The sequence below is a fragment of the Pseudomonas sp. W17 genome, assembly GCF_040268305.1.
In the GTDB taxonomy this organism is placed as follows: domain Bacteria; phylum Pseudomonadota; class Gammaproteobacteria; order Pseudomonadales; family Pseudomonadaceae; genus Aquipseudomonas; species Aquipseudomonas protegens.
The window spans coordinates 1-25,904 of the sequence record NZ_CP158490.1 but is presented as its reverse complement, the minus strand read 5'-3'; the positions used below and the strand labels follow the sequence as shown (position 1 = coordinate 25,904).

Sequence of the window (25,904 nt, the reverse complement as noted above, 5' to 3'; positions counted from 1 at the left end):
CCCTCAGGGGTTGCGGACCTTGTCCAGCAACGCCAGCGAACGCGTGGCCTTGAGTACCAATCCGTAGCTGAGCCTGTCGTAGCTGCGGAACACCATCAGCCAGCCGGCCGCCTCGTCGGGAATTTTCAGCGGCTCGCCGGTTTGCCGGTCGCGCACGGTTTCACCGGTCTTGATCACCGCCAGTACGTTGCCCTCCAGCAGCCCGTCACGGCGCCCGCGGTTGAGGGTCACCACATCCAGGGCGCCGATCTGGGTGACCCCTCGGGGCACATCGATGATCAGCCCTTCCACCGGCCGTTGCGGGGCACTGGGGCTGAAGGAGCCCGGCAACCCCGAGGTATCGGCGGCCAGCAAGCGATCACCCAGGCGCACTTCCTGGTTGCTGCTCTGCAAGGCGAGGGTGGCCAGGTCACCTTCGCTCGCCACCACCCGGGCGCTGCCAATGGCGTCGGCGTTGACCCCCAGCAGTTCCTGGCTCAGGGGGTCGCGGTAGATCTTGCCCTGGCGGAACAGCTCATAGACCGGCTGCTCAGGGTCCAGCCGGCCACGGGCGAAAAGCCGGTCGCCCATGCCACCCAGCACCCGCTCGCCCTCACCGGCCACGATATACGGCGCCTGCTCCAGGGCCCCGGGCTGATCGACGATGCGGTTGTCCAGCAAGAAGCTGCTGATCGCTTGCAGGGGGATGCTCGGAATCGGGGCAGGGGGCAGGCGCCGGGCCTGGGGCGCGAGCTTGACCGTCGGCGGCGCCGCTGGTCGCTCCAGCTGCAGGCGTGGCGGGCCGTCATTGCGCACCAGTTGCAGGCGGTCACCGGGGAAGATCTGCCCGGCGAAGCCCGCCGGCCAGAGCTCGCGCCATTGCCAGGGCTGCTGCAGATACAGGCTGGCGACGCTCCACAGGGTATCGCCCGGCTGCACCCGGTAGTGCTGTGGATAACTGTCCCGCAGTTGCACCTGGGCCTGGCCGATGGCGGTCCAGCCCGCCAGCAGCAGGGCGAACAGTGATTTCCTCATGGGCTGAATCCCTTTATTATGTGCGTTCGCGTGAAACGCCAGAGCCTGCACGGCTCGCTCCATCCCAGAGCACGTTTTGCACCGGCGGCCCAGGTCCAGAACCTGCGCGGACGCCGACTCCGCCCTTACTTCACACGTGTAGCAATTACGCTTATGGCCATTTTAAACATCCTCGAATTCCCTGATCCGCGCCTGCGCACTATCGCCAAACCAGTGGCCGTAGTGGACGACGAAGTGCGTCAGTTGGTCGACGACATGTTTGAAACAATGTATGAGGCCCCAGGCATCGGTCTGGCGGCGACCCAGGTCAACGTGCACAAACGCGTGGTGGTCATGGACCTGTCCGAAGACCGCAGCGAGCCACGGGTGTTCATCAACCCCGAGTTCGAAGCCCTGACCGACGAGATGGACCAGTACCAGGAAGGCTGCCTTTCGGTACCGGGCTTCTATGAAAACGTCGACCGCCCGCAACGGGTCAAGATCAAGGCCCTGGACCGCGACGGCCAGCCCTACGAACTGATCGCCGAAGGTTTGCTCGCCGTGTGCATCCAGCACGAATGCGACCACCTGAACGGCAAGTTGTTCGTCGACTACCTGTCCACGCTCAAGCGTGACCGGATCAAGAAGAAGCTGGAAAAGCAGCATCGCCAGCAGGCTTGATGACCGTCTTGCAAAGGCTTGCTACGGCAAGCCTTTTTCTTTTCCGCATGTTTAACATCGAGAATTCCCATGACTGAGCCACTGCGCATCGTCTTTGCCGGCACCCCCGAATTCGCCGCCGAACACCTCAAGGCCCTGCTCGACAGCCCTTACCAGATCGTTGCGGTCTACACCCAGCCGGACCGTCCGGCGGGGCGCGGGCAGAAGCTGATGCCCAGTCCGGTCAAGCAGCTTGCTCTGGAAAACGACATCCCCGTGCTGCAACCGCCGACCTTGCGCAATGCCGAGGCTCAGGCCGAACTGGCAGCGCTCAAGCCGGACCTGATGGTGGTGGTGGCCTACGGCCTGATCCTGCCCCAGGCGGTGCTGGATATTCCGCGCCTGGGTTGCATCAACAGCCATGCTTCGCTGTTGCCACGCTGGCGCGGTGCCGCGCCGATCCAGCGTGCGGTGCAAGCCGGTGACGTGCAAAGCGGGGTGACCGTGATGCGCATGGAAGCCGGCCTGGATACCGGGCCGATGCTGCTCAAGGTCAGCACCCCGATCGGCGCCGAAGATACCGGCGGCAGCCTGCACGACCGCCTGGCCGAGATGGGCCCGCCCGCGGTGCTGCAAGCCATCGAAGGCCTGGCCGCCGGCACCCTGGAAGGCGAAGTCCAGGACGACAGCCTGGCCACTTACGCCCACAAGCTGAACAAGGACGAGGCACGCATCGATTGGAGCCGCCCGGCCGTGGAGCTGGAGCGCCTGGTGCGGGCCTTCAACCCCTGGCCGATCTGCCACAGCAGCTTGAATGGCGAAGCGCTGAAAGTGCTGGCCGCCACCCTGGCCGAAGGCAAGGGCGCGCCGGGGGAAATCCTCGGCGCCAGCAAGGACGGCCTGATCGTCGCCTGCGGTGAGCAGGCGCTGTGCCTGACCCGCCTGCAACTGCCCGGGGGCAAGGCGCTGAACTTCAGCGACCTGTTCAACAGCCGCCGCGAGAAATTCGCCATCGGCGCCCTGCTCGGCCAAGCAGCGGAGGCCCAATGAACCCGCGCCTGGCCGCCGCCAAGGCGCTGACTGCCGTGCTCAACGGCAAGGCCTCGCTCAACAGCTCGTTGCCGATCCAGCTGGACAAGGTCGAGGCCCGTGATCGCGGCTTCACCCAGGACCTGGCCTTCGGCACCGCACGCTGGCAGCCGCGGCTGTCGGCGCTGGCGGCCAAGCTGCTGCAGAAGCCGTTCAAGGCAGCCGACGCCGATGTCGAAGCATTGCTGCTGGTGGGCCTCTATCAGTTGCTCTACACCCGGGTTCCGGCCCACGCCGCCATCGGTGAAACCGTGGGCTGCGCCGACAAGCTGAAAAAAACCTGGGCCAAGGCCTTGCTCAATGCCGTGCTGCGCCGCGCCCAACGCGAAAGCGAAACGCTGCTGGCCGAGTTGGAGCACGACCCGGTGGTGCGCACCGCACACCCGCGCTGGTTGCAGAAATCCCTCAAGGCGTTCTGGCCCGAGCAGTGGGAAGCCATCTGCGCCGCCAACAACGCCCACCCGCCGATGATCCTGCGGGTCAACCGCCGGCATCATTCCCGCGATGCCTACCTGAAGCTGTTGAGCGAAGCGGGAGTTGCGGCCAAGGCTTGCGTCTATAGCCAGGACGGCATCGTCCTCGACGAAGCCTTCGATGTACGCAGCCTGCCGGGCTTTGCCGAAGGCTGGATCAGTGTGCAGGACGAGGCCGCGCAACTGGCCGCCGAGCTGCTGGAACTGGCGCCGGGGCAACGGGTGCTGGACGCCTGCTGCGCCCCGGGCGGCAAGACCTGCCACATCCTCGAAGTGCAACCGGCCCTGGCCGGCGTGGTAGCGGTGGACCTGGAGGCCAAGCGCCTGGTGCGGGTACGGGAAAACCTCGACCGCCTGGGGCTCGACGCCCAATTGATCGCCGCCGATGGCCGCGACACCCAGGCCTGGTGGGACGGCAAGCCGTTCCAGCGGATCCTGCTGGACGCGCCATGCTCGGCCACCGGGGTGATCCGCCGCCATCCGGATATCAAGCTGACCCGCCAGCCCGAAGACATCGCCGCCCTGGCGCAACTGCAAGGCCAACTGCTGGATGCCATGTGGCAGGCCCTGGAAGTGGGCGGCATCCTGCTCTACGCCACCTGCTCGACCCTGCCCACCGAGAACACCGAGGTCATCGAGGCCTTCCTGGCCCGCACCCCGGGTGCTCGTGAATTGGACATCGGCGGCCAACTGGGGCAGCCTGCGGCCGGCCTCAAGCAGCCCCACGGGCGCCAGTTGCTGGCGCAAGAAGGCGGCCACGACGGCTTCTACTACGCCAAGCTGATCAAGATTGCCGCCGCACGCGGTTAAACGGTTTTAAGGGAGTGACTGGATGAAGATCATCATCCTCGGCGCCGGGCAAGTGGGTGGCACGCTGGCGGAACACCTGGCCAGCGAAGCCAACGATATCACCGTGGTCGATACCGACGGCGAACGCCTGCGCGACCTCGGCGACCGCCTGGACATCCGCACCGTGCAGGGCCGCGCCTCGTTCCCGACGGTGCTGCGCCAGGCCGGCGCCGACGACGCCGACATGCTGGTGGCGGTGACCAACAGCGACGAGACCAACATGGTCGCCTGCCAGGTGGCCCACACCCTGTTCCACACCCCGACCAAGATCGCCCGGGTGCGCGAAGCCGCCTACCTGACCCGCGCCGGGCTGTTCGACAACGATGCGATTCCGGTGGACGTGCTGATCAGCCCCGAGCAGGTGGTGACCAACTACATCAAGCGCCTGATCGAGCACCCCGGTGCGCTGCAGGTGATCGACTTCGCCGAAGGCAAGGCGCAACTGGTGGCGGTCAAGGCCTACTACGGTGGCCCGCTGGTGGGCCAGCAACTGCGCCAGCTGCGCGAGCACATGCCCAACGTCGACACCCGGGTGGCGGCGATCTTCCGTCGCGACCGGCCGATCATGCCCAAGGGCGATACGGTGATTGAGGCCGACGACGAAGTGTTCTTCATCGCCGCCAAGGCCCACATCCGCGCGGTGATGAGCGAGATGCGCCGCCTGGAGGAATCCTACAAGCGCATCGTCATCGCCGGTGGCGGGCAGATCGGCGAGCGCCTGGCCGAGGCCATCGAAAGCCGCTACCAGGTGAAGATCATCGAGATGAACCCGGCCCGCTGCCGCTACCTCTCCGACACCCTGGACAGCACCGTGGTGCTGCAGGGCAGCGCCTCGGACCGCGACCTGCTGCTGGAAGAGAACATCGCCGATGCCGATATCTTCCTGGCCCTGACCAACGACGACGAAGCCAACATCATGTCCTCGCTGCTGGCCAAGCGCCTGGGCGCGAAGAAGGTGATGACCATCATCAACAACCCGGCCTACGTCGACCTGATCCAGGGTGGCGACATCGACATCGCCATCAGCCCGCAGCTGGCCACCATCGGCACGCTGCTGGCCCACGTGCGCCGCGGCGATATCGTCAGCGTGCACTCCCTGCGCCGGGGCGCGGCGGAAGCCATCGAGGCCATCGCCCACGGCGACGCCAAGTCGAGCAAGGTGATCGGCCGTGCCATCGAGAACATCGGCCTGCCGCCGGGCACCACCATCGGTGCGATCATTCGCGATGAAGAAGTGCTGATCGCCCACGACGACACGGTGATCGAAGCCGGCGACCACGTGATCCTGTTCCTTGTGGATAAAAAGCACATTCGCGACGTGGAGAAACTGTTCCACGTCGGCCTGAGCTTCTTCTGATCAACAACGCTGTAGCCGCTGCCGAAGGCTGCGATCGACTGCGCAGCAGGCACTGCCCTTGCGAAGGCTGTACGGGACTGATCGCAGGCTACATGAGCCCACAGGAGTGACAACGATGCTTGAATCCCTGGAAAAAATGCTCGCCAAGGGTGTGGATAATGCCCTACTACGCTTTGGCCTGGGCAAGGGTTACCTGGATCAGGGCGATTTCGCCAAGGCCGCCGAGCACCTGCAATGCTGCGTGGCCTTCGACCCCAAGTATTCCGCGGCGTGGAAGTTGCTGGGCAAGGCCTGCCAGGGGCAGGGCGACCTGCCGGCAGCGCGCCAGGCCTGGGAACAGGGCCTGGAAGCGGCCCGGGGCCACGGCGACAAGCAGGCGGAAAAGGAAATGACGGTGTTCCTGAAAAAACTCGACCGCCACTCTCAAGGCTGACCCCCCCCTCCTCGGTAGCCGCTGCTGCAGGCTGCGAACGAGCTGGGCGGCACTGCGCTGCACTGCTCGCTAGCTCTGAAGACCCGCACAGGCTCGACAAGAGAGCGCCAAGCAAGGCCCTTCGGTCCTTTTCGCAGCCTCGCGGGCTCGGCAACGGCTACAGGGCTATTTCACAGGTAGCGCAGGGCGATCCCTTCCGCGTCCACTTGCACCACTTCCATGCGCACCCGCGGCGCCGTCACCGGCAAGCCCTGCACCTGGCCGTAGACCACCGCGCCCTTGGGCAGTCTTGCCAGGGCCGGGCTCTGTACATAGACGCCGCTGGCGGACAGGTTGCGGGTCTGCCCCAGGCATTCGCCGATGCTTTCGTGGGAAATCTTGATGCGGAACGACTTGCGATGATCGGACATCTTCTGCGCCCTTGTTCGGTGTGCTGTGGATAACTCCCGGTGCGGGGTTATCCACAGATCGTGCCAGTTCCCTCAGTACCAGCGCGCCTCGCCAGGCGGGCGCTTCTTGAAGCGTTTCATGCTCCACATGTACTGGCTCGGATAGGCCCCCACATAACGCTCGACCACCTTGCTCATGGCCGCGCAGGAGGTTTCGGTATCGGTGCTGTACATGTCTTCCGGCGCCGCTTCGAGGATCACCTTGTAGCCCGAGCCGTCGGGCAGGCGCAGGGCATGGAGGAACACGCCGACCGCCTTGCCGCCGGCCAGCATGTTCGGCACGAACTTGCTGGTCAGGGCCTGGGTGGCGAAGAAGGGCACGAAGATCCCGGCGGATTCGGCCGGTTCCGGGTCGGCGGGGATGCCCACTGCCCCCCCTTTGCGCACTTCCTTGATGACGCTGAGGATGCCTTCCTTGGTGGAAGCCGCCACGCGGTTGCCCAGTTGCACCCGCTGCTTGCGCAGCAGTTCGTCCACTGCCTTGAGCTTGGGCGGACGGTAGAAAATGATCGGTTTGCACTGGCTGCAATAGAAGTGGTTGAGCACTTCCCAGTTGCCCAGGTGGCTGGTAATGCCAACCACGCCCTTGCCCGAGGCCAGGGCGTCCTTGAGTACTTCCAGGCCCTCGACTTCACGCACCAGGGCAATGGAACGCTCGGCCGGCCAGATCCAGGCGCAGGCGCTTTCAGTCAGGGACTTGCCGATGTCCTTCAGGCTCTGGCCCACCAGGCGCTCGCGTTCCGCCGGGTCCATCTGCGGAAAACACTTGGCCAGGTTGATGCGCACCACCTCGCGGGAACGATTGGGCGTCTTCCACATGATCCAGCCGATGGCTGCGCCGACCGCCTGCACCGCGCGCCAGGGCAGCAGGGCAAACAACCGCAGAGCACCCACCAGCAGGGCGCCTTTGAACTTATCCACAAATGACTCCTGATCTTGGTCATGAAGCGTGTCGCCAGCCGGCTATTCTAACCGCGCATCGGCCAGGATGGCGTACCGATCACAGTCCAGGGTATGGTCCATGACCATCCCCGAGGCCTGCATCAGCGCATAACAGATGGTCGGGCCGACGAAAGTGAAGCCGGCCTTGCGCAAGCCGCGGCTCATGGCTTCGGCCTCCGGCGTCACCGCCGGCACTTCGCTGCGGTCCTTGAAATGGTTGATCTTCGGCACACCACCGACGAAGGCCCAGAGAAAGGCCACCGGGTCTTCCAGCTCCAGCCAGGCCTGGGCATTGCGCCGCGCGGCATTGAGCTTGAGGCGGTTGCGGATGATGCCCGGGTCCTGCATCAGGTCGTCGATCTCGGCATCGCTCATCTGCGCCACGCGCTGCACATCGAAGCCGAACAGCACCTGGCGATAGTGCTCGCGCTTCTTCAGCACGGTGATCCATGACAGCCCGGCCTGGAACCCTTCGAGCAATAACAACTCGAACAAGCGCTGCCCATCGCGCAGCGGCACGCCCCACTCCTGATCGTGATAAGCCATGTACAGCGGATCTTCGGAACACCAAAAGCAGCGTGGCATAAGGCTCCAGGGGGCGTGCGCAGGACTGAATCGGGTATACTCCCGCTCCTTAAATCGCAGCCCAAGTAACAGGTGAATTTCGTGAGCCAGCCTACGCCAGCCGTGCGTACCTTCCAAGACTTGATCCTCGCCCTCCAGCAGTACTGGGCCGAGCAAGGTTGTGTGGTACTTCAGCCCTACGATATGGAAGTAGGCGCCGGCACTTTCCACACCGCTACCTTCCTGCGGGCCATCGGCCCGGAAACCTGGAACGCCGCTTATGTGCAGCCCAGTCGTCGCCCGACTGACGGCCGCTACGGCGAAAACCCCAACCGCCTGCAGCACTACTATCAGTTCCAGGTGGTCTTGAAGCCCAACCCGGAGAACTTCCAGGAGCTGTACCTGGGTTCCCTGAAGCACGTGGGCCTGGACCCGCTGGTGCACGACATCCGCTTCGTCGAGGACAACTGGGAATCGCCAACCCTAGGCGCCTGGGGCCTGGGCTGGGAAGTCTGGCTCAACGGCATGGAAGTGACTCAGTTCACCTACTTCCAGCAAGCCGGTGGCATCGAGTGCTACCCGGTGACCGGTGAAATCACCTATGGCCTGGAACGCCTGGCCATGTACCTGCAGGGCGTGGATTCGGTATACGACCTGGTGTGGGCCGACGGCCCGTTCGGCAAGGTCACCTATGGCGATGTGTTCCACCAGAACGAAGTGGAGCAGTCGACCTACAACTTCGAACACGCCAACGTCGAGAAGCTGTTCGAACTGTTCGACTTCTACGAAAGCGAAGCCAAGCGCCTGATCGAGCTGGATCAGCCACTGCCGCTGCCGAGCTATGAAATGGTCCTCAAGGCCTCGCACACCTTCAACCTGCTGGATGCACGCCGGGCAATCTCGGTCACCGCACGCCAGCAGTACATCCTGCGTGTGCGCACCCTGGCGCGTTCCGTTGCGCAAGCCTACCTGCTGGCCCGTGCCAAGCTGGGCTTCCCGATGGCAACCCCGGATCTGCGTGATGAAGTGTTGGCTAAGTTGGAGGCGGCACAATGAGTGCGCAAGATTTTCTGGTTGAACTGGGCACTGAAGAACTGCCACCCAAAGCCCTGAACACCCTGGCCGAAGCCTTTCTGGCCGGCATCGAAAAAGGCCTGCAGAGCGCCGGCCTGAGCTTCCAGGCCAAGCACGTATACGCCGCGCCACGGCGCCTGGCGGTGCTGATCACCCAACTGGCCACCCAGCAGCCGGATCGCAGCATCAACCTCGACGGCCCGCCACGCCAGGCAGCCTTCGACGCTGAAGGCAACCCGACCCAGGCGGCCCTGGGCTTTGCCAAGAAGTGCGGCGTCGAACTCAGCGAGATCGACCAGAGCGGCCCGAAACTGCGCTACAGCCAGAGCATCAAGGGCAAGCCGACCGCCAGCCTGCTGCCAACCATCGTCGAAGATTCGCTGAACGACTTGCCGATTCCCAAGCGCATGCGCTGGGCCGCGCGCAAGGAAGAGTTCGTGCGCCCGACTCAATGGCTGGTGATGCTGCTGGGCGATGAGGTCATCGACTGCACCATCCTCGCCCAGAAGGCCGGTCGCGACTCCCGCGGCCACCGCTTCCACCACCCGCAAAGCGTACGCATCACCGCGCCGGCCAACTACCTGGCCGACCTGCGTGCCGCCTACGTGCTGGCCGACGCCAACGAGCGTCGCGAGCTGATCAGCAAGCGCACCGCGGAACTGGCGACCCTGCAGGAAGGCACGGCGATCGTCCCGGCGGACCTGCTGGACGAAGTGACTGCCCTGGTCGAATGGCCGGTGCCACTGGTGTGCTCGTTCGAGGAGCGCTTCCTCGAAGTGCCCCAGGAAGCCCTGATCACCACCATGCAGGACAACCAGAAGTACTTCTGCCTGCTGGACGTGGACGGCAAGCTGCTGCCGCGCTTCATCACCGTGGCCAACATCGAGAGCAAGGACCCGCGCCAGATCATCGAGGGCAACGAGAAAGTCGTGCGCCCACGCCTGACCGACGCCGAGTTCTTCTTCAAGCAGGACAAGAAGCAGAAGCTCGAAGACTTCAACCTGCGCCTGCAGAACGTGGTCTTCCAGGAAAAACTCGGCAGCGTCTACGACAAGGCCGAGCGGATCTCCAAGCTGGCCGCCTTCATTGCCCCGCGTATCGGCGGCGATGCCCAGCGCGCCGCCCGCGCCGGCCTGCTGTCCAAGTGCGACCTGGCCACCGAGATGGTCGGCGAGTTCCCGGAGATGCAAGGTATCGCCGGCTACTACTACGCCCTCAATGACGGCGAGCCGGAAGATGTCGCCCTGGCCCTGAACGAGCAGTACATGCCACGTGGTGCCGGCGCCGAGCTGCCCAGCACCGTGACCGGTGCCGCCGTGGCCATCGCCGACAAGCTGGACACCCTGGTGGGGATCTTCGGCATCGGCATGCTGCCCACCGGCAGCAAGGACCCCTACGCCCTGCGTCGCGCGGCACTGGGCGTGCTGCGGATCCTGATCGAGAAGAAGTTCGACCTCGACCTGAACGACGCCGTGGCCTTCGCCGTCAGCGCCTTCGGCAGCAAGGTCAAGGCCGCCGGCCTGGCCGACCAGGTGCTGGAGTTCATCTTCGACCGCCTGCGTGCCCGTTACGAAGACGAAGGCGTGGATGTGGCCACCTACCTCTCGGTGCGTGCCCTGAAGCCGGGTTCGGCCCTGGACTTCGACCAGCGCGTGCAAGCCGTGCAGGCCTTCCGCAAGCTGCCGGAAGCCGCCGCCCTGGCTGCGGTGAACAAGCGCGTGTCGAACCTGCTGAGCAAGATCGAAGGCAATGTGCCGACCACCATCGAAGCCAAGTACTTCGACAACGCCAACGAGTTCTCCCTGTACTCGGCGATCCAGCAAGCGGACCAGGCTGTACAGCCCATGGCCGCTGCCCGCCAGTACAGCGAGACCCTGGCCCGCCTGGCTGCCCTGCGCGAGCCGGTGGACGCCTTCTTCGAGGCGGTGATGGTCAATGCCGAGGACGCCAATGTACGGGCCAACCGCTACGCGCTGCTGGCGCGGCTGCGGGGCCTGTTCCTGGGCGTGGCCGACATTTCGGTACTGAGCTGATCAGGTAAGGAACTGCTGTGAAACTGCTGATACTCGATCGTGACGGCGTGATCAATCACGACTCCGATGCCTACATCAAATCGGTGCAGGAGTGGATTCCGCTCCCCGGCGCGATCGAAGCCATTGCGCAGTTGAGCAAGGCCGGCTGGACGGTGGCGATCGCCACCAACCAGTCCGGCATCGCTCGCGGCTACTACGACCTGGCCACCCTCGATGCCATGCACGCGCGCCTGCGCGAACTGGTGGCGGAGCAGGGCGGCGAAGTCGGGCTGATCGTCTACTGCCCTCACGGGCCCGACGAAGGGTGCGCCTGCCGCAAACCGAAACCGGGCATGCTGCGAACCATTGCCGAGCATTACCAGGCAGAACTGACAGGTCTATGGTTTGTCGGTGACAGTCTCGGTGACCTGGAAGCCGCAAAAGCCGTCGACTCTCAGCCAGTATTGGTAAAGACCGGGAAAGGCGAAAAGACTCTGGGGAAAACCCTGCCGGTAGGCACCTTGATTTTTGACGACCTGGCGGCCGTTGCCGCTGAACTTATCCACAATTAGGCCCCTTCTGGCATCCTGACCAAGGACTGTTCGGGAGAGCGCTTTTTAACAGGCGGGCAATGCCCGCAATGGTAAATGCCGCTATGTCGATCCTGCAGGCCATCAGAACCTTTTTCTTTTACCTGCTACTGGGCACCAGTTCCTTGCTGTGGTGCTCCCTGAGCTTTTTTATCGCGCCGTTCCTCCCATTCAAGGCGCGCTATCGCTTTATCAACGTCTACTGGTGTCGCTGCGCGCTGTGGCTAACCAAGGTATTCCTCAATATCCGCGTGGAAGTGAAGGGCGCGGAAAACGTCCCCGAGCGGCCTTGCGTGATCGTTTCCAATCACCAGAGCACCTGGGAAACCTTCTTTCTCTCGGCCTACTTCGAGCCCCTGAGCCAGGTGCTCAAGCGCGAGCTGCTGTATGTGCCGTTTTTCGGCTGGGCCATGGCCATGCTGCGGCCCATCGCCATTGACCGGGACAACCCCAAGGCTGCCCTCAAGCAGGTGGCGAGCAAGGGCGACGAGTTGCTCAAGGACAATGTCTGGGTACTGATCTTCCCTGAAGGCACCCGCGTGCCTTACGGCCAGATCGGCAAGTTTTCCCGCAGCGGCAGCGCCCTGGCGGTGAATGCCGACCTGCCAGTGCTGCCGGTGGCCCACAACGCGGGCAAGTTCTGGCCGAAGACCGGCTGGGCCAAGCGCCCCGGCACCATCACCGTGACCATCGGCGCGCCGATGTATGCCGAAGGCAGCGGCCCGCGGGCCATCGCCGAGCTCAATGACCGGGTGGCGACCTGGAATGAACAGGCTCAACGGGATATGGGCTCATTGCCACCATTGGCCACTTCTACGGATAAGGTTGCTGTATGAGCTTCTGTGGATAACCTGTGTACGACTTTTCCTACAAGGCTTGAAATTGAATTATAAATCACTGATTTATATATATATTTCCCAAGCTCATAAAATGTGGAAAAACGTGCATAAGTTTTTCAGCAGACAAAAAAACCGGCCTTTGAGCCGGTTTTTTTCACCTGGGATATTCCCGGCCCTTCATTCCTCCAGCAAAGGCAGTTCGAGGATGAAGCAAGAGCCCCGACCCACCACGCTCTGGCAACTGATACGGCCCTGATGCCGGTCCACCACCGCCTTGACCATGGACAAGCCCAGGCCCAGGCCATCAATGCCCTTGGCCGAAGCAAAACGCTGGTACTGGCCGAACAGCTGGGGCAGATCCGCGGCATCGATACCCCGGCCTTCATCGCTGATCTCGCAGCGCAGCCAGCCTGGGGTACAACTGACCCGAACACTCACCCTGGACTCCACCGGGCTGTACTTGATGGCGTTTTCCAGCAGGTTGAACAGCGCCCGGGTCAGTAGCGACTGGTCCGCCAGCACCAGGCCTTCGGCCTCGTCGTCCAGGTCATGCTCCAGGTGAATGTCCTTCAACTGGGCCAGGGTCGTGGCCTGATCGAAGGCGTCCAGCACCAGCATGGCGAACATGCTCGGTTCGAACTGGTAGGCCTCCGATTCGGCCTTGGCCAACTGCACGAAGGCCTCGGTCAGAGCCAGGGCCCGGCGTACCTGCTGTTCGATCTGGCCATACACCTGCCGGGGCGTCGCCGGCTGATGGCGCTGCACATCCAGCAAGGCCAGGATCGCCGAATGGGGCGCGCGCAGATCATGGGACAGAAAGCGCAACAGCACGCTGCGTTGCTGTTCGGCGTCGCGCTCGACGCTGAGGTCGGTGAGGCTCAGCAGCCAGCCAATGGCGGTATCGCTGTCCACCGGCAGCAGCGGCGCCAGTTCCATGCGCAGGCTGCGCTGCTGAACATCACGGAACTCCACCGCCGGCAGTTGTTCCAGCCGGGGGTACAAGGCCGGTTCCGTCAGGCCCGGGTAACCCAGGACAGCCAACTGGGCAATCAGCCCTTCACCCACCAGGGAATGGGCAAACACTTCCCGTGCATTGCGGTTGGCCAGCAGGATCTTGCCGTCGGGGTCGCTGATCAGGGTCGCCACCGGCAGGTACTCCAGGCCATCGGCGATAAAACGCCGGGTGTCCCGGGTGCGGCTCAAGGCCTGCTCCAGAGCGACGATCTGCCCCTGCAGCACATCCCCGGCCGGGGCCTGGCTGCGCCGGCGTTCCGGCAACACCTTGGGCTCGCTGTCCAGGCGCGCCAGTTCCCAGCCGAAGTAGGCCAGGATCACGCTCAGCCGGCGCCAGTTCCAGATCAGGTAGGCCAGCAGCATGCCCAGCAGGCTGGCCACCGGCGACCACCAGTAGCCCAGCCGCAGCATCAGTACCGAGCCCGCCAGGCCCAGCCCCATGCAACCCAGGGTTATCCACAGCGCGTGGCGCGGCCGCCACAGCAACAGGCCCAGCAACACAGCGGTCAGGGCCATGGACAGCAGCATCCCCGACCACTGGCCCAGGGCAACCACGCTGCGATGCTGGAGCAGGCCGTTGAGCAGGTTGGCCTGGATCTCCACCCCCGGGGTGGTGCCCTGGCTGCCGGATTGCGGGGTCACGTAGCGGTCCCCCAGCCCCGGGGCCGTGGAGCCCACCAGGATCAGCCGGTCGCGCAGCAGCTCCGGCGGCACTTCGCCCCGCAGCACGCTGACATAGGGCACGCTGGGAAAGCCGGCGTCGGCGCTGATAAAGGGAATGCGCACCGGGTTGGACCGCAGCCACCCCTGGGCCACGCGAGGTTTGCCGGGCCCGGGCATATGGGGGAATGCCGGCTCGGCTTCGGTCAGTTGGTACAGCAGCCACGTCAGTTGCGCCCGGGGAGCCAGCACCGGGCCTTCGCGCAGGTAGACGCTGCGCACCGTGCCATCGGCATCCGCTTCGGCATTGATATGGCCCAGGCCGCGGGCGCAATTGCGCAGCAGCGGCACCGGCGGGATTTCCTCAATGTCCTGGCCATAGCGGGCAACGCCCTGGCGCAGCACCGGCAGGAACACATTGCCGGCCCGGCACAGGGCGGCAGCCAGGCGGGTGTCGTTTTCCACCGTGCTGCCGGGTTCACTGAGGATCACATCGAACAGCACCCCTTTGGCCTCGGCCGCGCTCAGCCGGTCCAGCAGTTGGCCATGAATGGCCCGCGGCCAGGGCCAGCGCCCCAGTTGCTGCAAGCTGTAGTCGTCGATGGTCACCAGCAGGATGCGCGGGTCCACCGGTAACGGGGTGAAGCGCCGCAGGTTGTCGTAGAAGAGATTGTTCAGGGCCAGGCCGTGGCTCAGGGACAACACCGCAGTCAGCGGCAGAAGAATCAGGCTGACCCACAGCCACTCCCGCACCAGCCCGCGGAACAGGCGCTGAGCCTGGGTCGGTTCACGGCCTTCGGCCCGACGGCGCCACACGCTCATGGACGGCCCACCGGGGCGTTATTCAACACGGGTGGTCCTGGGGTAATAAAAGATGTCATAGACCCCGGTTTCGCCTTCCAGGCCGTGCTCATCGAACGCCGAAAGACGCACGTGATAAAAAAATGCCTGCAAGCCGGTGAAGTTGACCTGCGGGGTGCTGGAGAACTGCTCCTGCTTGATGTTCAGGAAGTCCTTGTCGGTGGCGACCTGGGCCCGGTAGCGGCTGGCCCCGGGCAAAGGTTGCAGGATCAGTTGCCAGACGGGCAGGGCACCGGTCTGTCCGGCCTGCCCCAGCAGCCTCGGCGCGGCCAGCAGTTCCACCGGCTTGAGCTCGCCCTGTTTCTGGATCCGCAGCCCCTGGCGCGCCATGACCTGGACTTCACCCGGCACCGGGCCTGCCGGTTTATCCACAGGGCGCTGACGCGTACGCCGCGGTGCCGGCTGCGGCGCGTCCTCTTCGCGATTCACCGCCACCTGGCCATTGAGCACCTCCACCAGGGATTGCTGATCGTCATTGCGTACCCGGAAGTGAGTACCGCGAACCCCCAGCACGCCCACCGGCGTAACGATCTGGAAACGGTCGTGATCACTGGTGCGCTTGATCACGTAGGACTCGATCTGGCCCTGTTCCAGCACAACCTGAGGGATGGAGTACTGGTTATTGAGTTGCAGGGTGACCTGGGAACTGGAAGGCAGCACCACCCGCGAACCGTCTCCCAGGGACAGGCTGACGAAGGCCGACGGCGAGGTCCTGACCCCTTCCTTCTCATCGATGCTCATGCCTTCCTGCAGGAGCACCTCGCGTCCCTTGGCGTCCAGCTTCCAGGCTTCGCCGGTCAGGTGTTCCACCGTCGCCGGCAGGGGCTGGCCACGGCACTGCTGGTTGTCATCGATATAGGGCAGCCGTGGCGCAGCCGCCTGTGCCGCACACAACGGCAGAATCAGCCCGGCCAACAGCAGGGCGACACGCGCGACCTGAGGCCGGCCGGTGGACGGAAAAGGGCAGAGGTCATTCATGGATGTGCTTAGAGCCTTTGGGAAAACCGCGGCGAAATCCTACGCACCATACCTGAGGCAGATCGTTGGCAGAAAGCCGAACGCTGCGGGATGTCGCCCAAAGACAGGAACCCGGTCGGGCGAGGGCGGAAACAGGGCAGGACGAGAAGAAAGTGACACGTCCCTGTGTCGGAACCGGAGCGACAGGTCGCCCGGCCCAAAGTCCTGAGGAGGCACTCCCTGTATTCCCCTTCAACGACGCACGCGAGCGCGCGTTGTCCCGCCAGCCTGGCGGTTGACACTCCCTGTGTCGGAGCACTTCCAGGTGCCCCCGTGTGCCACTCAGCGGGAAGCAATGTAACGCTGGCCGCAAAGCTGCGACGGATTTGCAATATTTGTTCAGAATCATTGCCTCGGCCTCTAGAACACCCAGCGCGGGGCCGGTGGCTGCAGGTTCGTGGGTAGCGCTGTCCGACCGATCACGGGCTCGGCGTCCAGGGTCAGGTTGGAGTCACTGCCAGCGGGCAGGGCAGACGCCGGGTATTGCCCGATGCCGGAGGGCTGACAGCAGCCCGCTGTGGACGCTGGCACGGTACAGGCACTGATTCCCAGATAAGCCGCCAGCATCAAACTGAGAAGACGCACCGGATCATCGCCGCTGAATATTCTGACAAGCGCGACCTGGCCTTTCCTGAGCAGGTTCCCCATGGTTCTTTTCCTTGTTTGTACGAGCCGGTATCGTGCTGCTCAATAGCCCGACGGCCCGTGCTCCAGGCGCCTTACCGGCTATTTGATATCAGCGTACCGAGGGACCCGGGGCTCAAGAGCAATTCGCCACAATTGTTCAGATTCAGGCCAGGTGCCTAAACTTCCCCTCAGTCCGAGCCCGGCAGCCACGGCCCCGGGCGCTCTTGGAACCATAAGGAACTGCCTCGCATGCGTGTCGCGATACTGGATGACGAACCTGCGGAACTGGCGCGGGTGGAACAGACACTGCGAGAGATTCCCGGCCCCGGCGAACAGCCCTGGACCTTGCACAGCTTCGAGCGCGGAGAAGACCTACTGCGCCAGTTGCGCCGGGAAACCTTCGACCTGCTGATCCTCGACTGGCAAGTGCCGGACCTCAGCGGCCTGTCCCTGTTGCGCTGGACCCGGGAACACATGGATTCGCCGCCCGCGGCCATCATGCTCACCAGCCGCGATGCCGAGAGCGATATCGTCCAGGCCCTGAACACCGGTGCCGACGACTACCTGAGCAAGCCGTTTCGTCCCAACGAACTCAAGGCCCGGGTCAACGCGGTACTGCGCCGCCATGGCTTGCAGCGCAACCACAGCGAAGAAGTGCAGAGTTTCAACGACCTGAGCTTCGATGATGCGGAACTGACCGTCACCCGCGCCGGCGCTCCCATCAGCCTTACCGAGCGCGAGTACCGCCTGGCCCGCTGCCTGTTCGCCAACCTGGGCCGGCCGCTGTCCCGGGAATACCTGTACGAACGGTTCTGGACCCATGAGGAAATCGTTTCCTCACGGCCCCTGGATACCCACATCTACCGCTTGCGCAACAAACTCGGGCTGACCGCGGATCGCGGCTGGCAACTGTTGACGATCTACGGCTATGGCTACCGCCTGGAAAGTGTCGCGTCGCCTGAAGAACAGGGCAGCTGACTGCTTGCCTTCAAAAGCGGCTTGATATCATTCCGGGTCCCGCCAGACATCTTCATAGCCGGCGCGGTCGATGATGAAACGCGTCCCGCTCGGCAGGTACAGGTAATCGATCACCTCCGGCAACAGCTCGAGCAGATGCTCGGCACACAGAGGCTGGTAGAAATCCACCGCAGTGGAATGTTCGCCGCAGTGGATAAACCAACTGACCGTGCCGTTCTCCGGCAACTCGACCCGGGTGCCATAGATGGGCGACTGCGCAAGGGAGCCTATGGCCAGCGCAATCATCGGCTCAGGGGCCTGGGGAGCAAGGTCGTAGCGTTCACAGATAAGCTGCTGTCTTTCGTTCATAGGGCCAGCCACCAATCGAGCAGGGTCTCGTCATCGGTGTCATCGAGGTTTTTATAGATGTTGGCGTAGTACCACTCGCTGCCCGTGGTCTCGCGAAAGCGGTTGAAGAACAGGGCGATGTTGTCCATGCCGTTTCGCGCCGGCACCGACAATGTCAGATTGCCCTTGTAGCGCCCGTCAAGCATGCCACCCAATTCGCTCGCCACATCCGCCGCCAGGGCAATGATGTGTTCTTCAGGGATGTGATCCGAATAGATATGGATGCAGAAGTTGCCGCCACGCTTGAGCACCACGGCGGGGGCCTGCGGATCCTTGATCGAGATGATATCGCCCTTGGCCAGGTTCAGCGCCAGCCCTGGTGAGTAGAGAATCTCGTAACTGTCCTCATCAATGCGCCGGACATGCAGCGGCTCATAGACCGGGCCGCGGCTGTTCTGCCCCGCGACAACCCGAATCGATATTTCCTGGTTTTCATCATCCATAACCCATTTCCGTGCGATTGCTGTTTCTACAAAGAGTGAAATGAGCCGAACCGGCTCAGCCGCGTAGCGGGGTCAACCGATCGATAAACACATCTCGAACGCGCCTGTTCAATGGCCGGATCGTCTCGCAGCTCAGGTGCCAGCACAGCACCTAGTGATCCCGCCCAGGTGACGCACTCAACTGAGGCCAGTGAAGAGCACTCGCTCAGGCGCGCAGGCTCAATGGCCTCGTGCTGTAAACAGGCATCTTCATAGGCGACATATTGGTCGTCGGTGATGGAGGCCAGGTATTGGTCGATCGCGGAAAAACTGACCTCGGGCGCGATGTCCACAGTGAACAGCGACAGGCCCCGGGTAACCGTGCACCTGGCGCCGAGGCTGCGCAGGTGCTGCACAATCCCCGAGCGCTCTGACTCGCGCTCGGCAAAAACCCGCAGCGTCGAGTGCCCGGATTGTCGCACCACGCGAGTCGCGATCCGCTCATGGGCATCGGCGCGAGTCAGCACCCAGTCCCCCTTGCTCACGCCATAGAGATAGTAGGGCGTGTTATCCAACTGGTAGACATCTGCCCCCCGCTGAACGCCCCACATCGACTCATACTCCACCGGTGGATAACCGTCAGCGTCGACGGTGAGCTTGAAAATGATCTTCTGAAACTGTGCTGTCGAGGTATCCATTCCATCTCACCGAGGCGCCGCCATGGGCCTCACAAACTGCCCGTAAAAGAAGTTTTCCTCGAAGGAAAATATGACCTCCGCACGGCCCCCGAAGGGGAAGCGTGCTTCATCGAATAGGTGGCTGCTTGTACCTGCCAAGGTCAACGTCCTTATTGTCCAGTTAACCTTCCACTTCCCAGGCCAGATCGGGATCAGCCGAGCCATAGGCCGAGAAATAAGCTAGGGCCTGTCTCGCTCGCTCTTTAGCCACACACTGATAGCGAGGGTAACTACCGGACTGGCCGCCCGCGACCAACTCAACCCGCTGATCATCAGGGGTGTCTGCGCTGAGCAGGGTCTGCAACGACTGGTCGACGTCCTGGGCGATAAAGACCACATACTGATCGGCCGCACCGCCCCCGATATGCATCAGGGTCTGATCACTGAAGAAAAAAACCGTCGAGCTGAAAGCCTTTCCGTCCAGGCGGTTGAACGCGGACAACACCTGCATCGAGTCGGGGTTTAACCACTCATGGGTGTGACAACGATTACCGGCATATTCATCTTCAACAATTTTCTTGAGCATTTGCCATGACTGCCTTGTCCGGATAAAAACGTAAATCGTTATGGATGAGGGATTGAACAATCTGCCAATAAAAAAGGCCAACGCAAGCGTCGGCCTTTTTATTTTCAGCTGTGTCGCTGGATCAGAAGTCCAGGTTGGACACCGCCAGGGCGTTGCTTTCGATGAAGTCGCGACGAGGCTCGACCGCATCACCCATCAGGGTGTTGAAGATCTGGTCGGCGCCAATGGCGTCTTCGATGGTCACCTTGAGCATGCGGCGCATGCTTGGGTCCATGGTGGTTTCCCACAGCTGGTCAGGGTTCATCTCGCCCAGACCTTTGTATCGCTGGATGGTGTGGCGCTTGGTGCTTTCCGCCATCAGCCAGTCCAGGGCCTCCTTGAACTCGGTGACGGCTTTCTTGCGTTCGCCGCGCTGAACATAAGCGCCTTCGTCCAGCAGGGTGCTCAGTTGAGCGCCGAGGGAGACGACGGTCTTGTAGTCGTTGCTGCCGAAGAAGTCGCGGTTGAAGGTGACGTAGTTGGACAGGCCGTGGGAGATCAGCTCGACCTCTGGCAGCCACACATTGCGTTCACGGTCTTCGCGCAGGCTGGCCTTGTAGACCAGGCCGGACTTCTCGGAAGTGCGCAGACGGGCGTCGTACTTGGCCAGCCAATCCTGCATGGCGGCGTGGTCGGACAGTTGCTCCATGGTCACGGCCGGCAGGTAGATGAAGTGCTCGGTCAGCTCCTGCGGGTACAGGCGCGACAGGCGCTTGAGGGTCTTCATCACCATGCGGAAGTCGTTGACCAGGCGCTCCAGCGCCTCGCCGGAGATCCCCGGGGCTTCTTCGTTCAAGTGCAGGCTGGCATCTTCCAGAGCCGACTGGGTCATGTAGTCTTCCATGGCGTCGTCGTCTTTGATGTATTGCTCTTGCTTGCCTTTCTTGACCTTGTAAAGCGGCGGCTGGGCGATGTAGATGTAGCCACGCTCGATCAGCTCCGGCAACTGACGGAAGAAGAAGGTCAGCAGCAGGGTACGGATGTGCGAACCGTCGACGTCAGCATCGGTCATGATGATGATGTTGTGATAACGCAGCTTGTCGATGTTGTACTCTTCACGGCCGATGCCGCAGCCCAGCGCGGTGATCAGGGTGCCCACCTCTTGCGAGGAGATCATCTTGTCAAAGCGTGCCTTCTCGACGTTGAGGATCTTGCCCTTGAGCGGCAGGATCGCCTGGGTCTTGCGGTTGCGGCCCTGCTTGGCGGAACCGCCAGCAGAGTCACCTTCCACCAGGTAGAGTTCGGACAGGGCCGGGTCCTTTTCCTGGCAGTCCGCCAGTTTGCCCGGCAGGCCGGCGATATCCAGCGCGCCTTTGCGACGAGTCATTTCACGGGCTTTACGCGCCGCTTCACGAGCGCGGGCAGCGTCGATCATCTTGCCCACCACCAACTTGGCTTCGTTGGGGTTTTCCAGCAGGAAGTCGGAGAAGTACTTGCCCATTTCCTGTTCGACCGCGGTCTTCACTTCGGAAGAAACCAGCTTGTCCTTGGTCTGGGAGCTGAACTTCGGATCCGGCACCTTCACCGAGATGATCGCGGTCAGGCCTTCACGAGCGTCGTCACCAGTGGTGGCGACCTTGTGTTTCTTGGCCAGGCCTTCCTGCTCGATGTAGTTGTTCAGGTTACGGGTCAGGGCCGAACGGAAGCCCACCAGGTGGGTACCGCCGTCGCGCTGAGGAATGTTGTTGGTGAAGCACAACAGGTTCTCGTTGAAGCTGTCGTTCCACTGCAAGGCGATTTCCACGCCGATTCCGTCTTCACGCTGGATGTTGAAGTGGAACACCTGGTTGACCGCAGTCTTGTTGGTGTTCAGGTATTCAACGAATGCCCGCAGGCCGCCTTCGTACTTGAACAGCTCTTCCTTGCCGCTGCGCTCGTCCTTGAGGACGATGCCGACACCGGAGTTGAGGAAGGACAGTTCACGGATCCGCTTGGCCAGGACGTCCCAGCTGAAGTGGATGTTCTTGAAGGTTTCAGCCGAAGGCTTGAAGTGGATCTGGGTACCGGTGGTTTCGCTGTCACCAACGATTTTCATCCGCTCTTGCGGAACACCGTGGACATAGGTCTGTTCCCAGATCTTGCCGCTACGGCGCACGGTGAGGATCAGCTCCTCGGACAGGGCGTTCACTACCGATACACCTACGCCGTGCAGACCGCCGGAGACCTTGTAGGAGTTGTCGTCGAACTTACCGCCGGCGTGGAGCACGGTCATGATGACCTCGGCCGCCGAAACGCCTTCTTCTTTATGCACATCTACCGGGATGCCGCGACCATTGTCGCGCACGGTGATGGATTCATCCGGGTGGATGATGATGCTGATGTCGTCGCAATGGCCGGCCAGCGCTTCGTCGATGGAGTTATCGACCACCTCGAACACCATGTGGTGCAGACCGCTGCCGTCATCGGTGTCGCCAATGTACATACCGGGACGTTTGCGTACGGCATCCAAACCTTTCAGCACCTTGATGCTGGTCGAGTCGTACGTATTTTCTTCGCTCATGCCTTCACTCCCGATGGTCGTGGGTCTGGGTGATACGGCCTTGTTCCACGTGGAACAAAGCGACTGGCGTTTCCGTCTGCCAGCCTTCCCTCAATAATTCGTGGTCTACACAGGTGATAAACACCTGGCAGCGTAAGTCTTCCAACAAGCGACAAAGTGCGCGGCGATGCTGCTCGTCCAGCTCGGACGGCAAGTCATCCACCAGATAAATACACTGACCGCGGCGGGCCTGGCTCACCAGGTGCCCCTGGGCAATGCGCAAGGCACAGACCACCAACTTCTGCTGGCCACGGGACAAGATGTCCGCGGCGTTGTGTCCGCCTAAGCGCAGACGCAAATCAGCACGTTGTGGGCCGGCCTGGGTATGACCCATTTGCTGGTCACGGTGGAGGGCGGTCGCGAGCACTTCACTGAGCTCCCGGTCCTTGTCCCAACCACGGTAATAGCTAAGCGTCAGGCCCTCGAGCTGCAACAGTTCGTCCAAGGTCCGCTCAAAGACTGGTTTCAAGGCTTTGATATAAGCGCGGCGGTATTCATCGATTTCAGCGCTGGCCTGACACAGTTCCCGGTCCCAGGCCGCTTGCGAAGCTGCGTCAAGTGTACCATGCCGCAGCCATGAGTTCCGCTGCCGCAGGGCCTTCTGCAAGCGCTGCCAGGTGGACATGAAGCGTGGTTCCACATGGAACACTCCCCAATCCAGGAACTGCCGACGGATCTTCGGTGCGCCCTCCAGCAGGCGGAAGCTGTCCGGGTTGATCAACTGCAGCGGCAGGATCTCGGCCAACTGCGCCGCGCTGCGGGCATTCTGACCGTCGATGCGGATCTGGAATTCCCCCTGGCGATCACGGGATATCCCCAGGCTGCTATGGCCGCCCTGGGCCAACTCCACCTGGCCGAACACCGTGCAAGCCAGCTGCTCGTACTGGATCACCGGCAACAGGCGGGCACTGCGGAACGAGCGGGCAAGCCCCAGCAGGTGGATGGCTTCCAGCACGCTGGTCTTGCCACTGCCGTTGGCGCCGTAAAGAAGGTTGATGCGGGGGGAGGGGGAGAAGGTCACCGGGTGCAGATTGCGCACCGCGGTGACCGAGACGCGACTGAGGGACATCTAGCTTCTGCTGAGCATGATTACAGGCGCATCGGCATGACAACGTAAGCCGAGTCGTCGTTGTCGGATTCCTGCACCAGCGCACTGCTGTTGGAATCGGACAGGATCAGGCGAACCTGTTCGGTGGTCATCACGCCCAGCACGTCCAGCAGGTAGCTGACGTTGAAGCCGATTTCCAGGGAACCGCCGTTGTATTCCACGCCCACTTCTTCTTCCGCTTCTTCCTGCTCCGGGTTGTTGGCCTGGATCTTCAGCTGACCATTGGCCAGTTGCAGACGGATGCCGCGGTACTTCTCGTTGGACAGGATCGCGGTACGGCTGAAGGCTTCGCGCAGCGCCTGGCGATCACCCAGTACCAGCTTGTCACCGCCTTTGGGCAGCACGCGCTCGTAGTCCGGGAACTTGCCGTCCACCAGCTTGGAGGTGAAGGTGAATTCGCCGGTGGTGGCACGAATGTGGTGCTGGCCCAGGACAATGCTGACGTTGCCATCGGGCTCGGTGAGCAGGCGCGCCAGTTCCAGGATGCCTTTGCGCGGCACGATCACCTGGTGGCGATCCGGCTGGCCGATGTCCGCCTGCATCGAGCACATGGCCAGACGGTGACCGTCGGTGGCCACGGCACGGATGATCCCGGCGGACACTTCCAGCAGCATGCCATTGAGGTAGTAGCGCACATCCTGCTGGGCCATGGCGAAGCTGGTGCGTTCGATCAGGCGGCGCAGTCGGCTCTGCTCCAGCTGGCAGGTCAACGAGCCCGGGCCTTCTTCCACAGTCGGGAAGTCGTTGGCCGGCAGGGTCGACAGGGTGAAGCGGCTACGCCCGGCCTTCACCACCAGCTTCTGCTCGTCGACCTTGATGTCGATCAGGGCATCGTTGGGCAGGCTCTTGCAGATGTCCATCAGCTTGCGCGCGGGAACGGTGATTTCCCCCGGCTCGGCTGGCTCTTCAAGTTGCACACGACCGACCAGCTCGACTTCCAGGTCGGTACCGGTCAGCGACAGTTGCTGGCCTTCGACAACCAGCAGCACGTTGGAAAGCACCGGCAAGGTCTGGCGGCGTTCGACGACGCCGGCGACCAGTTGCAGGGGTTTCAACAGGGCTTCGCGTTGAATGGTGAAATGCATGGTCTAGTCCCTTGCCTTAATAAGCTGCGTTGGAGTCATCAAGTGGTCAGAGTACGCAGCAGGTTCTTGTAGTCCTCGCGGATGTCCGCGTCGGATTCCTTAAGTTCATTGATCTTGCGGCAGGCGTGCAGAACCGTGGTGTGGTCGCGACCGCCGAACACATCGCCGATTTCCGGCAGGCTGTGGTTGGTCAGTTCCTTGGACAGGGCCATGGCCACCTGACGCGGGCGGGCCACCGAACGGGAACGCCGCTTGGACAGCAGATCGGAAATCTTGATCTTGTAGTACTCGGCGACTGTGCGCTGGATGTTATCCACAGACACCAGCTTGTCCTGCAGCGCCAGCAGGTCCTTCAAGGATTCGCGAATCAGCTCGATGGTGATATCGCGGCCCATGAAGTGCGAATGGGCGATGACCCGTTTCAGGGCACCTTCCAGTTCACGGACGTTGGAGCGAATGCGCTGGGCAATGAAGAACGCTGCATCATGAGGCAGCTCGACCTTGGCCTGGTCGGCCTTCTTCATCAGGATCGCCACCCGGGTTTCCAGCTCAGGCGGTTCGACGGCCACCGTCAGGCCCCAGCCGAAACGCGACTTGAGGCGCTCTTCCAGGCCTTCGATCTCCTTCGGGTAGCGGTCGCTGGTGAGAATCACCTGCTGGCCGCCTTCGAGGAGGGCGTTGAAGGTGTGGAAGAACTCTTCCTGGGAACGTTCCTTGCGGGCGAAGAATTGAATGTCATCGATCAGCAGCGCATCGACCGAACGGTAGAAACGCTTGAATTCATTGATGGCGTTGAGCTGCAACGCCTTGACCATGTCCGCCACGAATCGCTCGGAATGCAGGTACACGACCTTGGCATTCGGGTTCTTCTTTAATAGGTGGTTACCCACAGCGTGCATCAAGTGGGTCTTACCCAGGCCGACGCCGCCATAAAGGAACAGCGGGTTGTAGCCATGCTTGGGGTTGTCCGCCACCTGCCAGGCCGCCGCGCGGGCCAGCTGGTTGGATTTACCCTCGACGAAATTCTCAAAGGTGAAAGTGCGGTTCAGGTAGCTGGTGTGCTTGAGCGCGCCTTCTACCTGGACAGTACGCTGTTCGGCGCGTACCGGTGCCTGCTGCGAGCTGGCGCCCGCCATCGGGTCGAAGCTGTCACGAGAGGGTTCTTCGCTGACTTCGGCAGCCTTCTGCGCGGCGGCTTTCTTGGCCGGGGCAGAAGTGGGTGCCGGAGCGGGCGCGGGAGCAGCTGCCGGGGCAGCATTGGCTGCTGCGGCTTGCAGGGCTTGCGAAGCGGCAGCGGCCAGTGGCGCGTTAGGTGCGGCGCGAGGCGCCGAACTGCGTTTGCTGCCTATTAATAAGGAAAGAACCGGTGCCACGCCGTTGCCGTGTTCATCCAGCAGCTCGAGCACACGCCCCAGGTACTTTTCATTGACCCAATCGAGAACAAAACGATTCGGTGCGTATACACGCAACTCGTCGCCTTCGGCTTCGACCTGTAGCGGACGGATCCAAGTGTTGAATTGCTGGGCAGGCAGCTCATCACGCAGAAGCTCCACGCACTGCTGCCAAAGTTCCACTGACAC

At 62.6% G+C, this 25,904-nt stretch carries 25 protein-coding genes; 10 read left to right on the top strand and 15 right to left on the bottom strand.

Translation table 11 applies throughout. The annotated features are described in order from the left end of the window. Positions 1–3: 3 nt before the first annotated feature. Complete coding sequence (locus ABCR88_RS00125) at positions 4–1,014, bottom strand: LysM domain-containing protein (protein WP_041114935.1); 1,011 nt, start codon at positions 1,012–1,014, stop codon at positions 4–6. Positions 1,015–1,167: 153 nt separating this feature from the next. On the opposite strand from ABCR88_RS00125, the gene def reads away from it, so the two are divergent. From def to ABCR88_RS00100, 5 genes are all read left to right on the top strand, one after another. Beyond that, a complete protein-coding gene (def, locus tag ABCR88_RS00120; protein ID WP_011058411.1) occupies positions 1,168–1,674 on the top strand; it encodes a peptide deformylase in 507 nt (168 codons plus the stop codon). A gap of 69 nt (positions 1,675–1,743) precedes the next feature. Next, complete coding sequence (fmt, locus tag ABCR88_RS00115) at positions 1,744–2,703, top strand: methionyl-tRNA formyltransferase (protein WP_350403945.1); 960 nt, start codon at positions 1,744–1,746, stop codon at positions 2,701–2,703. After that, positions 2,700–4,025 carry a 16S rRNA (cytosine(967)-C(5))-methyltransferase RsmB gene (gene rsmB / locus ABCR88_RS00110; RefSeq protein WP_041114931.1) on the top strand — a complete coding sequence of 442 codons (1,326 nt, stop codon included), beginning with the start codon at positions 2,700–2,702 and terminating at the stop codon, positions 4,023–4,025. Before fmt ends, rsmB begins: the two co-directional genes overlap by 4 nt. A 22-nt stretch (positions 4,026–4,047) precedes the next feature. After that, positions 4,048–5,421: a Trk system potassium transporter TrkA gene (gene trkA / locus ABCR88_RS00105; RefSeq protein ID WP_011058408.1), complete on the top strand. Its 1,374-nt coding sequence runs from the start codon at positions 4,048–4,050 to the stop codon at positions 5,419–5,421. 115 nt (positions 5,422–5,536) lie between these two features. Further along, positions 5,537–5,854 (top strand): tetratricopeptide repeat protein, encoded by a 318-nt coding sequence (locus ABCR88_RS00100; RefSeq protein ID WP_350403944.1) that lies wholly within the window; start codon positions 5,537–5,539, stop codon positions 5,852–5,854. 170 nt (positions 5,855–6,024) lie between these two features. Here the strand turns inward: ABCR88_RS00100 and ABCR88_RS00095 are convergent, their stop codons facing one another. The 3 genes from ABCR88_RS00095 to tag all read right to left on the bottom strand — a co-directional run bounded on the left by ABCR88_RS00095 (position 6,025) and on the right by tag (position 7,830). After that, the gene (locus tag ABCR88_RS00095) at positions 6,025–6,264 is read right to left on the bottom strand and encodes a PilZ domain-containing protein (protein WP_011058406.1); all 240 of its coding nucleotides are present in this window, start codon (positions 6,262–6,264) and stop codon (positions 6,025–6,027) included. Between the two features lie 72 nt (positions 6,265–6,336). Next, on the bottom strand, positions 6,337–7,224 hold the full coding sequence (locus ABCR88_RS00090) for a lysophospholipid acyltransferase (protein WP_011058405.1): 888 nt from the start codon (positions 7,222–7,224) through the stop codon (positions 6,337–6,339). 42 nt (positions 7,225–7,266) lie between these two features. Further along, positions 7,267–7,830, bottom strand: a complete 564-nt coding sequence (gene tag, locus ABCR88_RS00085) for a DNA-3-methyladenine glycosylase I (RefSeq protein WP_047290171.1) — start codon at positions 7,828–7,830, stop codon at positions 7,267–7,269. Positions 7,831–7,911: 81 nt separating this feature from the next. Here tag and glyQ point away from each other — a divergent pair, with 81 nt between their 5' ends. From glyQ to ABCR88_RS00065, 4 genes are all read left to right on the top strand, one after another. Next, positions 7,912–8,865 carry a glycine--tRNA ligase subunit alpha gene (gene glyQ / locus ABCR88_RS00080; RefSeq protein ID WP_003177094.1) on the top strand — a complete coding sequence of 318 codons (954 nt, stop codon included), beginning with the start codon at positions 7,912–7,914 and terminating at the stop codon, positions 8,863–8,865. Further along, entirely contained in the window at positions 8,862–10,916 is a 2,055-nt protein-coding gene (glyS, locus tag ABCR88_RS00075) for a glycine--tRNA ligase subunit beta (protein ID WP_015633612.1), read from the top strand. Before glyQ ends, glyS begins: the two co-directional genes overlap by 4 nt. 17 nt (positions 10,917–10,933) lie before the next feature. Next, the gene (gene gmhB, locus ABCR88_RS00070) at positions 10,934–11,467 is read left to right on the top strand and encodes a D-glycero-beta-D-manno-heptose 1,7-bisphosphate 7-phosphatase (RefSeq protein ID WP_011058402.1); all 534 of its coding nucleotides are present in this window, start codon (positions 10,934–10,936) and stop codon (positions 11,465–11,467) included. Between the two features lie 83 nt (positions 11,468–11,550). After that, positions 11,551–12,321, top strand: a complete 771-nt coding sequence (locus ABCR88_RS00065) for a lysophospholipid acyltransferase family protein (protein WP_350403942.1) — start codon at positions 11,551–11,553, stop codon at positions 12,319–12,321. A 180-nt stretch (positions 12,322–12,501) separates the two neighbouring features. Here the strand turns inward: ABCR88_RS00065 and ABCR88_RS00060 are convergent, their stop codons facing one another. The 3 genes from ABCR88_RS00060 to ABCR88_RS00050 form a co-directional block, all read right to left on the bottom strand. Further along, a complete protein-coding gene (locus ABCR88_RS00060) occupies positions 12,502–14,820 on the bottom strand; it encodes a CHASE2 domain-containing protein (protein ID WP_041114924.1) in 2,319 nt (772 codons plus the stop codon). 18 nt (positions 14,821–14,838) lie between these two features. After that, positions 14,839–15,837, bottom strand: coding sequence for a FecR domain-containing protein (locus tag ABCR88_RS00055; RefSeq protein ID WP_350403941.1), 999 nt, complete (start codon positions 15,835–15,837; stop codon positions 14,839–14,841). A gap of 399 nt (positions 15,838–16,236) precedes the next feature. Next, a complete protein-coding gene (locus ABCR88_RS00050; protein ID WP_041114921.1) occupies positions 16,237–16,524 on the bottom strand; it encodes a hypothetical protein in 288 nt (95 codons plus the stop codon). Positions 16,525–16,752: 228 nt separating this feature from the next. Here ABCR88_RS00050 and ABCR88_RS00045 point away from each other — a divergent pair, with 228 nt between their 5' ends. Continuing rightward, complete coding sequence (locus ABCR88_RS00045) at positions 16,753–17,481, top strand: response regulator transcription factor (protein WP_011058398.1); 729 nt, start codon at positions 16,753–16,755, stop codon at positions 17,479–17,481. Positions 17,482–17,508: 27 nt separating this feature from the next. On the opposite strand, the gene ABCR88_RS00040 is transcribed toward ABCR88_RS00045, so the two are convergent. From ABCR88_RS00040 to dnaA, 8 genes are all read right to left on the bottom strand, one after another. Beyond that, the gene (locus ABCR88_RS00040; protein WP_169892327.1) at positions 17,509–17,829 is read right to left on the bottom strand and encodes a hypothetical protein; all 321 of its coding nucleotides are present in this window, start codon (positions 17,827–17,829) and stop codon (positions 17,509–17,511) included. Beyond that, complete coding sequence (locus ABCR88_RS00035) at positions 17,826–18,311, bottom strand: DUF4265 domain-containing protein (RefSeq protein ID WP_041114916.1); 486 nt, start codon at positions 18,309–18,311, stop codon at positions 17,826–17,828. The genes ABCR88_RS00040 and ABCR88_RS00035 overlap by 4 nt, the downstream gene beginning before the upstream one ends. A gap of 26 nt (positions 18,312–18,337) precedes the next feature. Beyond that, the gene (locus ABCR88_RS00030; RefSeq protein WP_350403940.1) at positions 18,338–18,988 is read right to left on the bottom strand and encodes a DUF4265 domain-containing protein; all 651 of its coding nucleotides are present in this window, start codon (positions 18,986–18,988) and stop codon (positions 18,338–18,340) included. A gap of 160 nt (positions 18,989–19,148) precedes the next feature. Further along, positions 19,149–19,553: an Imm1 family immunity protein gene (locus tag ABCR88_RS00025; protein WP_015633604.1), complete on the bottom strand. Its 405-nt coding sequence runs from the start codon at positions 19,551–19,553 to the stop codon at positions 19,149–19,151. Positions 19,554–19,674: 121 nt separating this feature from the next. Beyond that, entirely contained in the window at positions 19,675–22,092 is a 2,418-nt protein-coding gene (gene gyrB / locus ABCR88_RS00020) for a DNA topoisomerase (ATP-hydrolyzing) subunit B (RefSeq protein WP_011058394.1), read from the bottom strand. A gap of 4 nt (positions 22,093–22,096) precedes the next feature. After that, on the bottom strand, positions 22,097–23,200 hold the full coding sequence (recF, locus tag ABCR88_RS00015) for a DNA replication/repair protein RecF (RefSeq protein WP_350403938.1): 1,104 nt from the start codon (positions 23,198–23,200) through the stop codon (positions 22,097–22,099). A gap of 20 nt (positions 23,201–23,220) precedes the next feature. Beyond that, positions 23,221–24,324 (bottom strand): DNA polymerase III subunit beta, encoded by a 1,104-nt coding sequence (gene dnaN, locus ABCR88_RS00010; protein ID WP_011058392.1) that lies wholly within the window; start codon positions 24,322–24,324, stop codon positions 23,221–23,223. A 38-nt stretch (positions 24,325–24,362) separates the two neighbouring features. Beyond that, positions 24,363–25,904: a chromosomal replication initiator protein DnaA gene (gene dnaA / locus ABCR88_RS00005; RefSeq protein ID WP_077933137.1), complete on the bottom strand. Its 1,542-nt coding sequence runs from the start codon at positions 25,902–25,904 to the stop codon at positions 24,363–24,365.

Coding starts and splice junctions, on each gene's coding strand:
- ABCR88_RS00125 (WP_041114935.1), bottom strand. CDS start 1,014: ATGAGGAAATCACTGTTCGCCCTGCTGCTGGCGGGCTGGACCGCCATC.
- def (WP_011058411.1), top strand. CDS start 1,168: ATGGCCATTTTAAACATCCTCGAATTCCCTGATCCGCGCCTGCGCACT.
- fmt (WP_350403945.1), top strand. CDS start 1,744: ATGACTGAGCCACTGCGCATCGTCTTTGCCGGCACCCCCGAATTCGCC.
- rsmB (WP_041114931.1), top strand. CDS start 2,700: ATGAACCCGCGCCTGGCCGCCGCCAAGGCGCTGACTGCCGTGCTCAAC.
- trkA (WP_011058408.1), top strand. CDS start 4,048: ATGAAGATCATCATCCTCGGCGCCGGGCAAGTGGGTGGCACGCTGGCG.
- ABCR88_RS00100 (WP_350403944.1), top strand. CDS start 5,537: ATGCTTGAATCCCTGGAAAAAATGCTCGCCAAGGGTGTGGATAATGCC.
- ABCR88_RS00095 (WP_011058406.1), bottom strand. CDS start 6,264: ATGTCCGATCATCGCAAGTCGTTCCGCATCAAGATTTCCCACGAAAGC.
- tag (WP_047290171.1), bottom strand. CDS start 7,830: ATGCCACGCTGCTTTTGGTGTTCCGAAGATCCGCTGTACATGGCTTAT.
- glyS (WP_015633612.1), top strand. CDS start 8,862: ATGAGTGCGCAAGATTTTCTGGTTGAACTGGGCACTGAAGAACTGCCA.
- ABCR88_RS00065 (WP_350403942.1), top strand. CDS start 11,551: ATGTCGATCCTGCAGGCCATCAGAACCTTTTTCTTTTACCTGCTACTG.
- ABCR88_RS00060 (WP_041114924.1), bottom strand. CDS start 14,820: ATGAGCGTGTGGCGCCGTCGGGCCGAAGGCCGTGAACCGACCCAGGCT.
- ABCR88_RS00055 (WP_350403941.1), bottom strand. CDS start 15,837: ATGAATGACCTCTGCCCTTTTCCGTCCACCGGCCGGCCTCAGGTCGCG.
- ABCR88_RS00050 (WP_041114921.1), bottom strand. CDS start 16,524: ATGGGGAACCTGCTCAGGAAAGGCCAGGTCGCGCTTGTCAGAATATTC.
- ABCR88_RS00045 (WP_011058398.1), top strand. CDS start 16,753: ATGCGTGTCGCGATACTGGATGACGAACCTGCGGAACTGGCGCGGGTG.
- ABCR88_RS00040 (WP_169892327.1), bottom strand. CDS start 17,829: ATGAACGAAAGACAGCAGCTTATCTGTGAACGCTACGACCTTGCTCCC.
- ABCR88_RS00035 (WP_041114916.1), bottom strand. CDS start 18,311: ATGGATGATGAAAACCAGGAAATATCGATTCGGGTTGTCGCGGGGCAG.
- ABCR88_RS00030 (WP_350403940.1), bottom strand. CDS start 18,988: ATGGATACCTCGACAGCACAGTTTCAGAAGATCATTTTCAAGCTCACC.
- ABCR88_RS00025 (WP_015633604.1), bottom strand. CDS start 19,553: ATGCTCAAGAAAATTGTTGAAGATGAATATGCCGGTAATCGTTGTCAC.
- gyrB (WP_011058394.1), bottom strand. CDS start 22,092: ATGAGCGAAGAAAATACGTACGACTCGACCAGCATCAAGGTGCTGAAA.
- recF (WP_350403938.1), bottom strand. CDS start 23,200: ATGTCCCTCAGTCGCGTCTCGGTCACCGCGGTGCGCAATCTGCACCCG.
- dnaN (WP_011058392.1), bottom strand. CDS start 24,324: ATGCATTTCACCATTCAACGCGAAGCCCTGTTGAAACCCCTGCAACTG.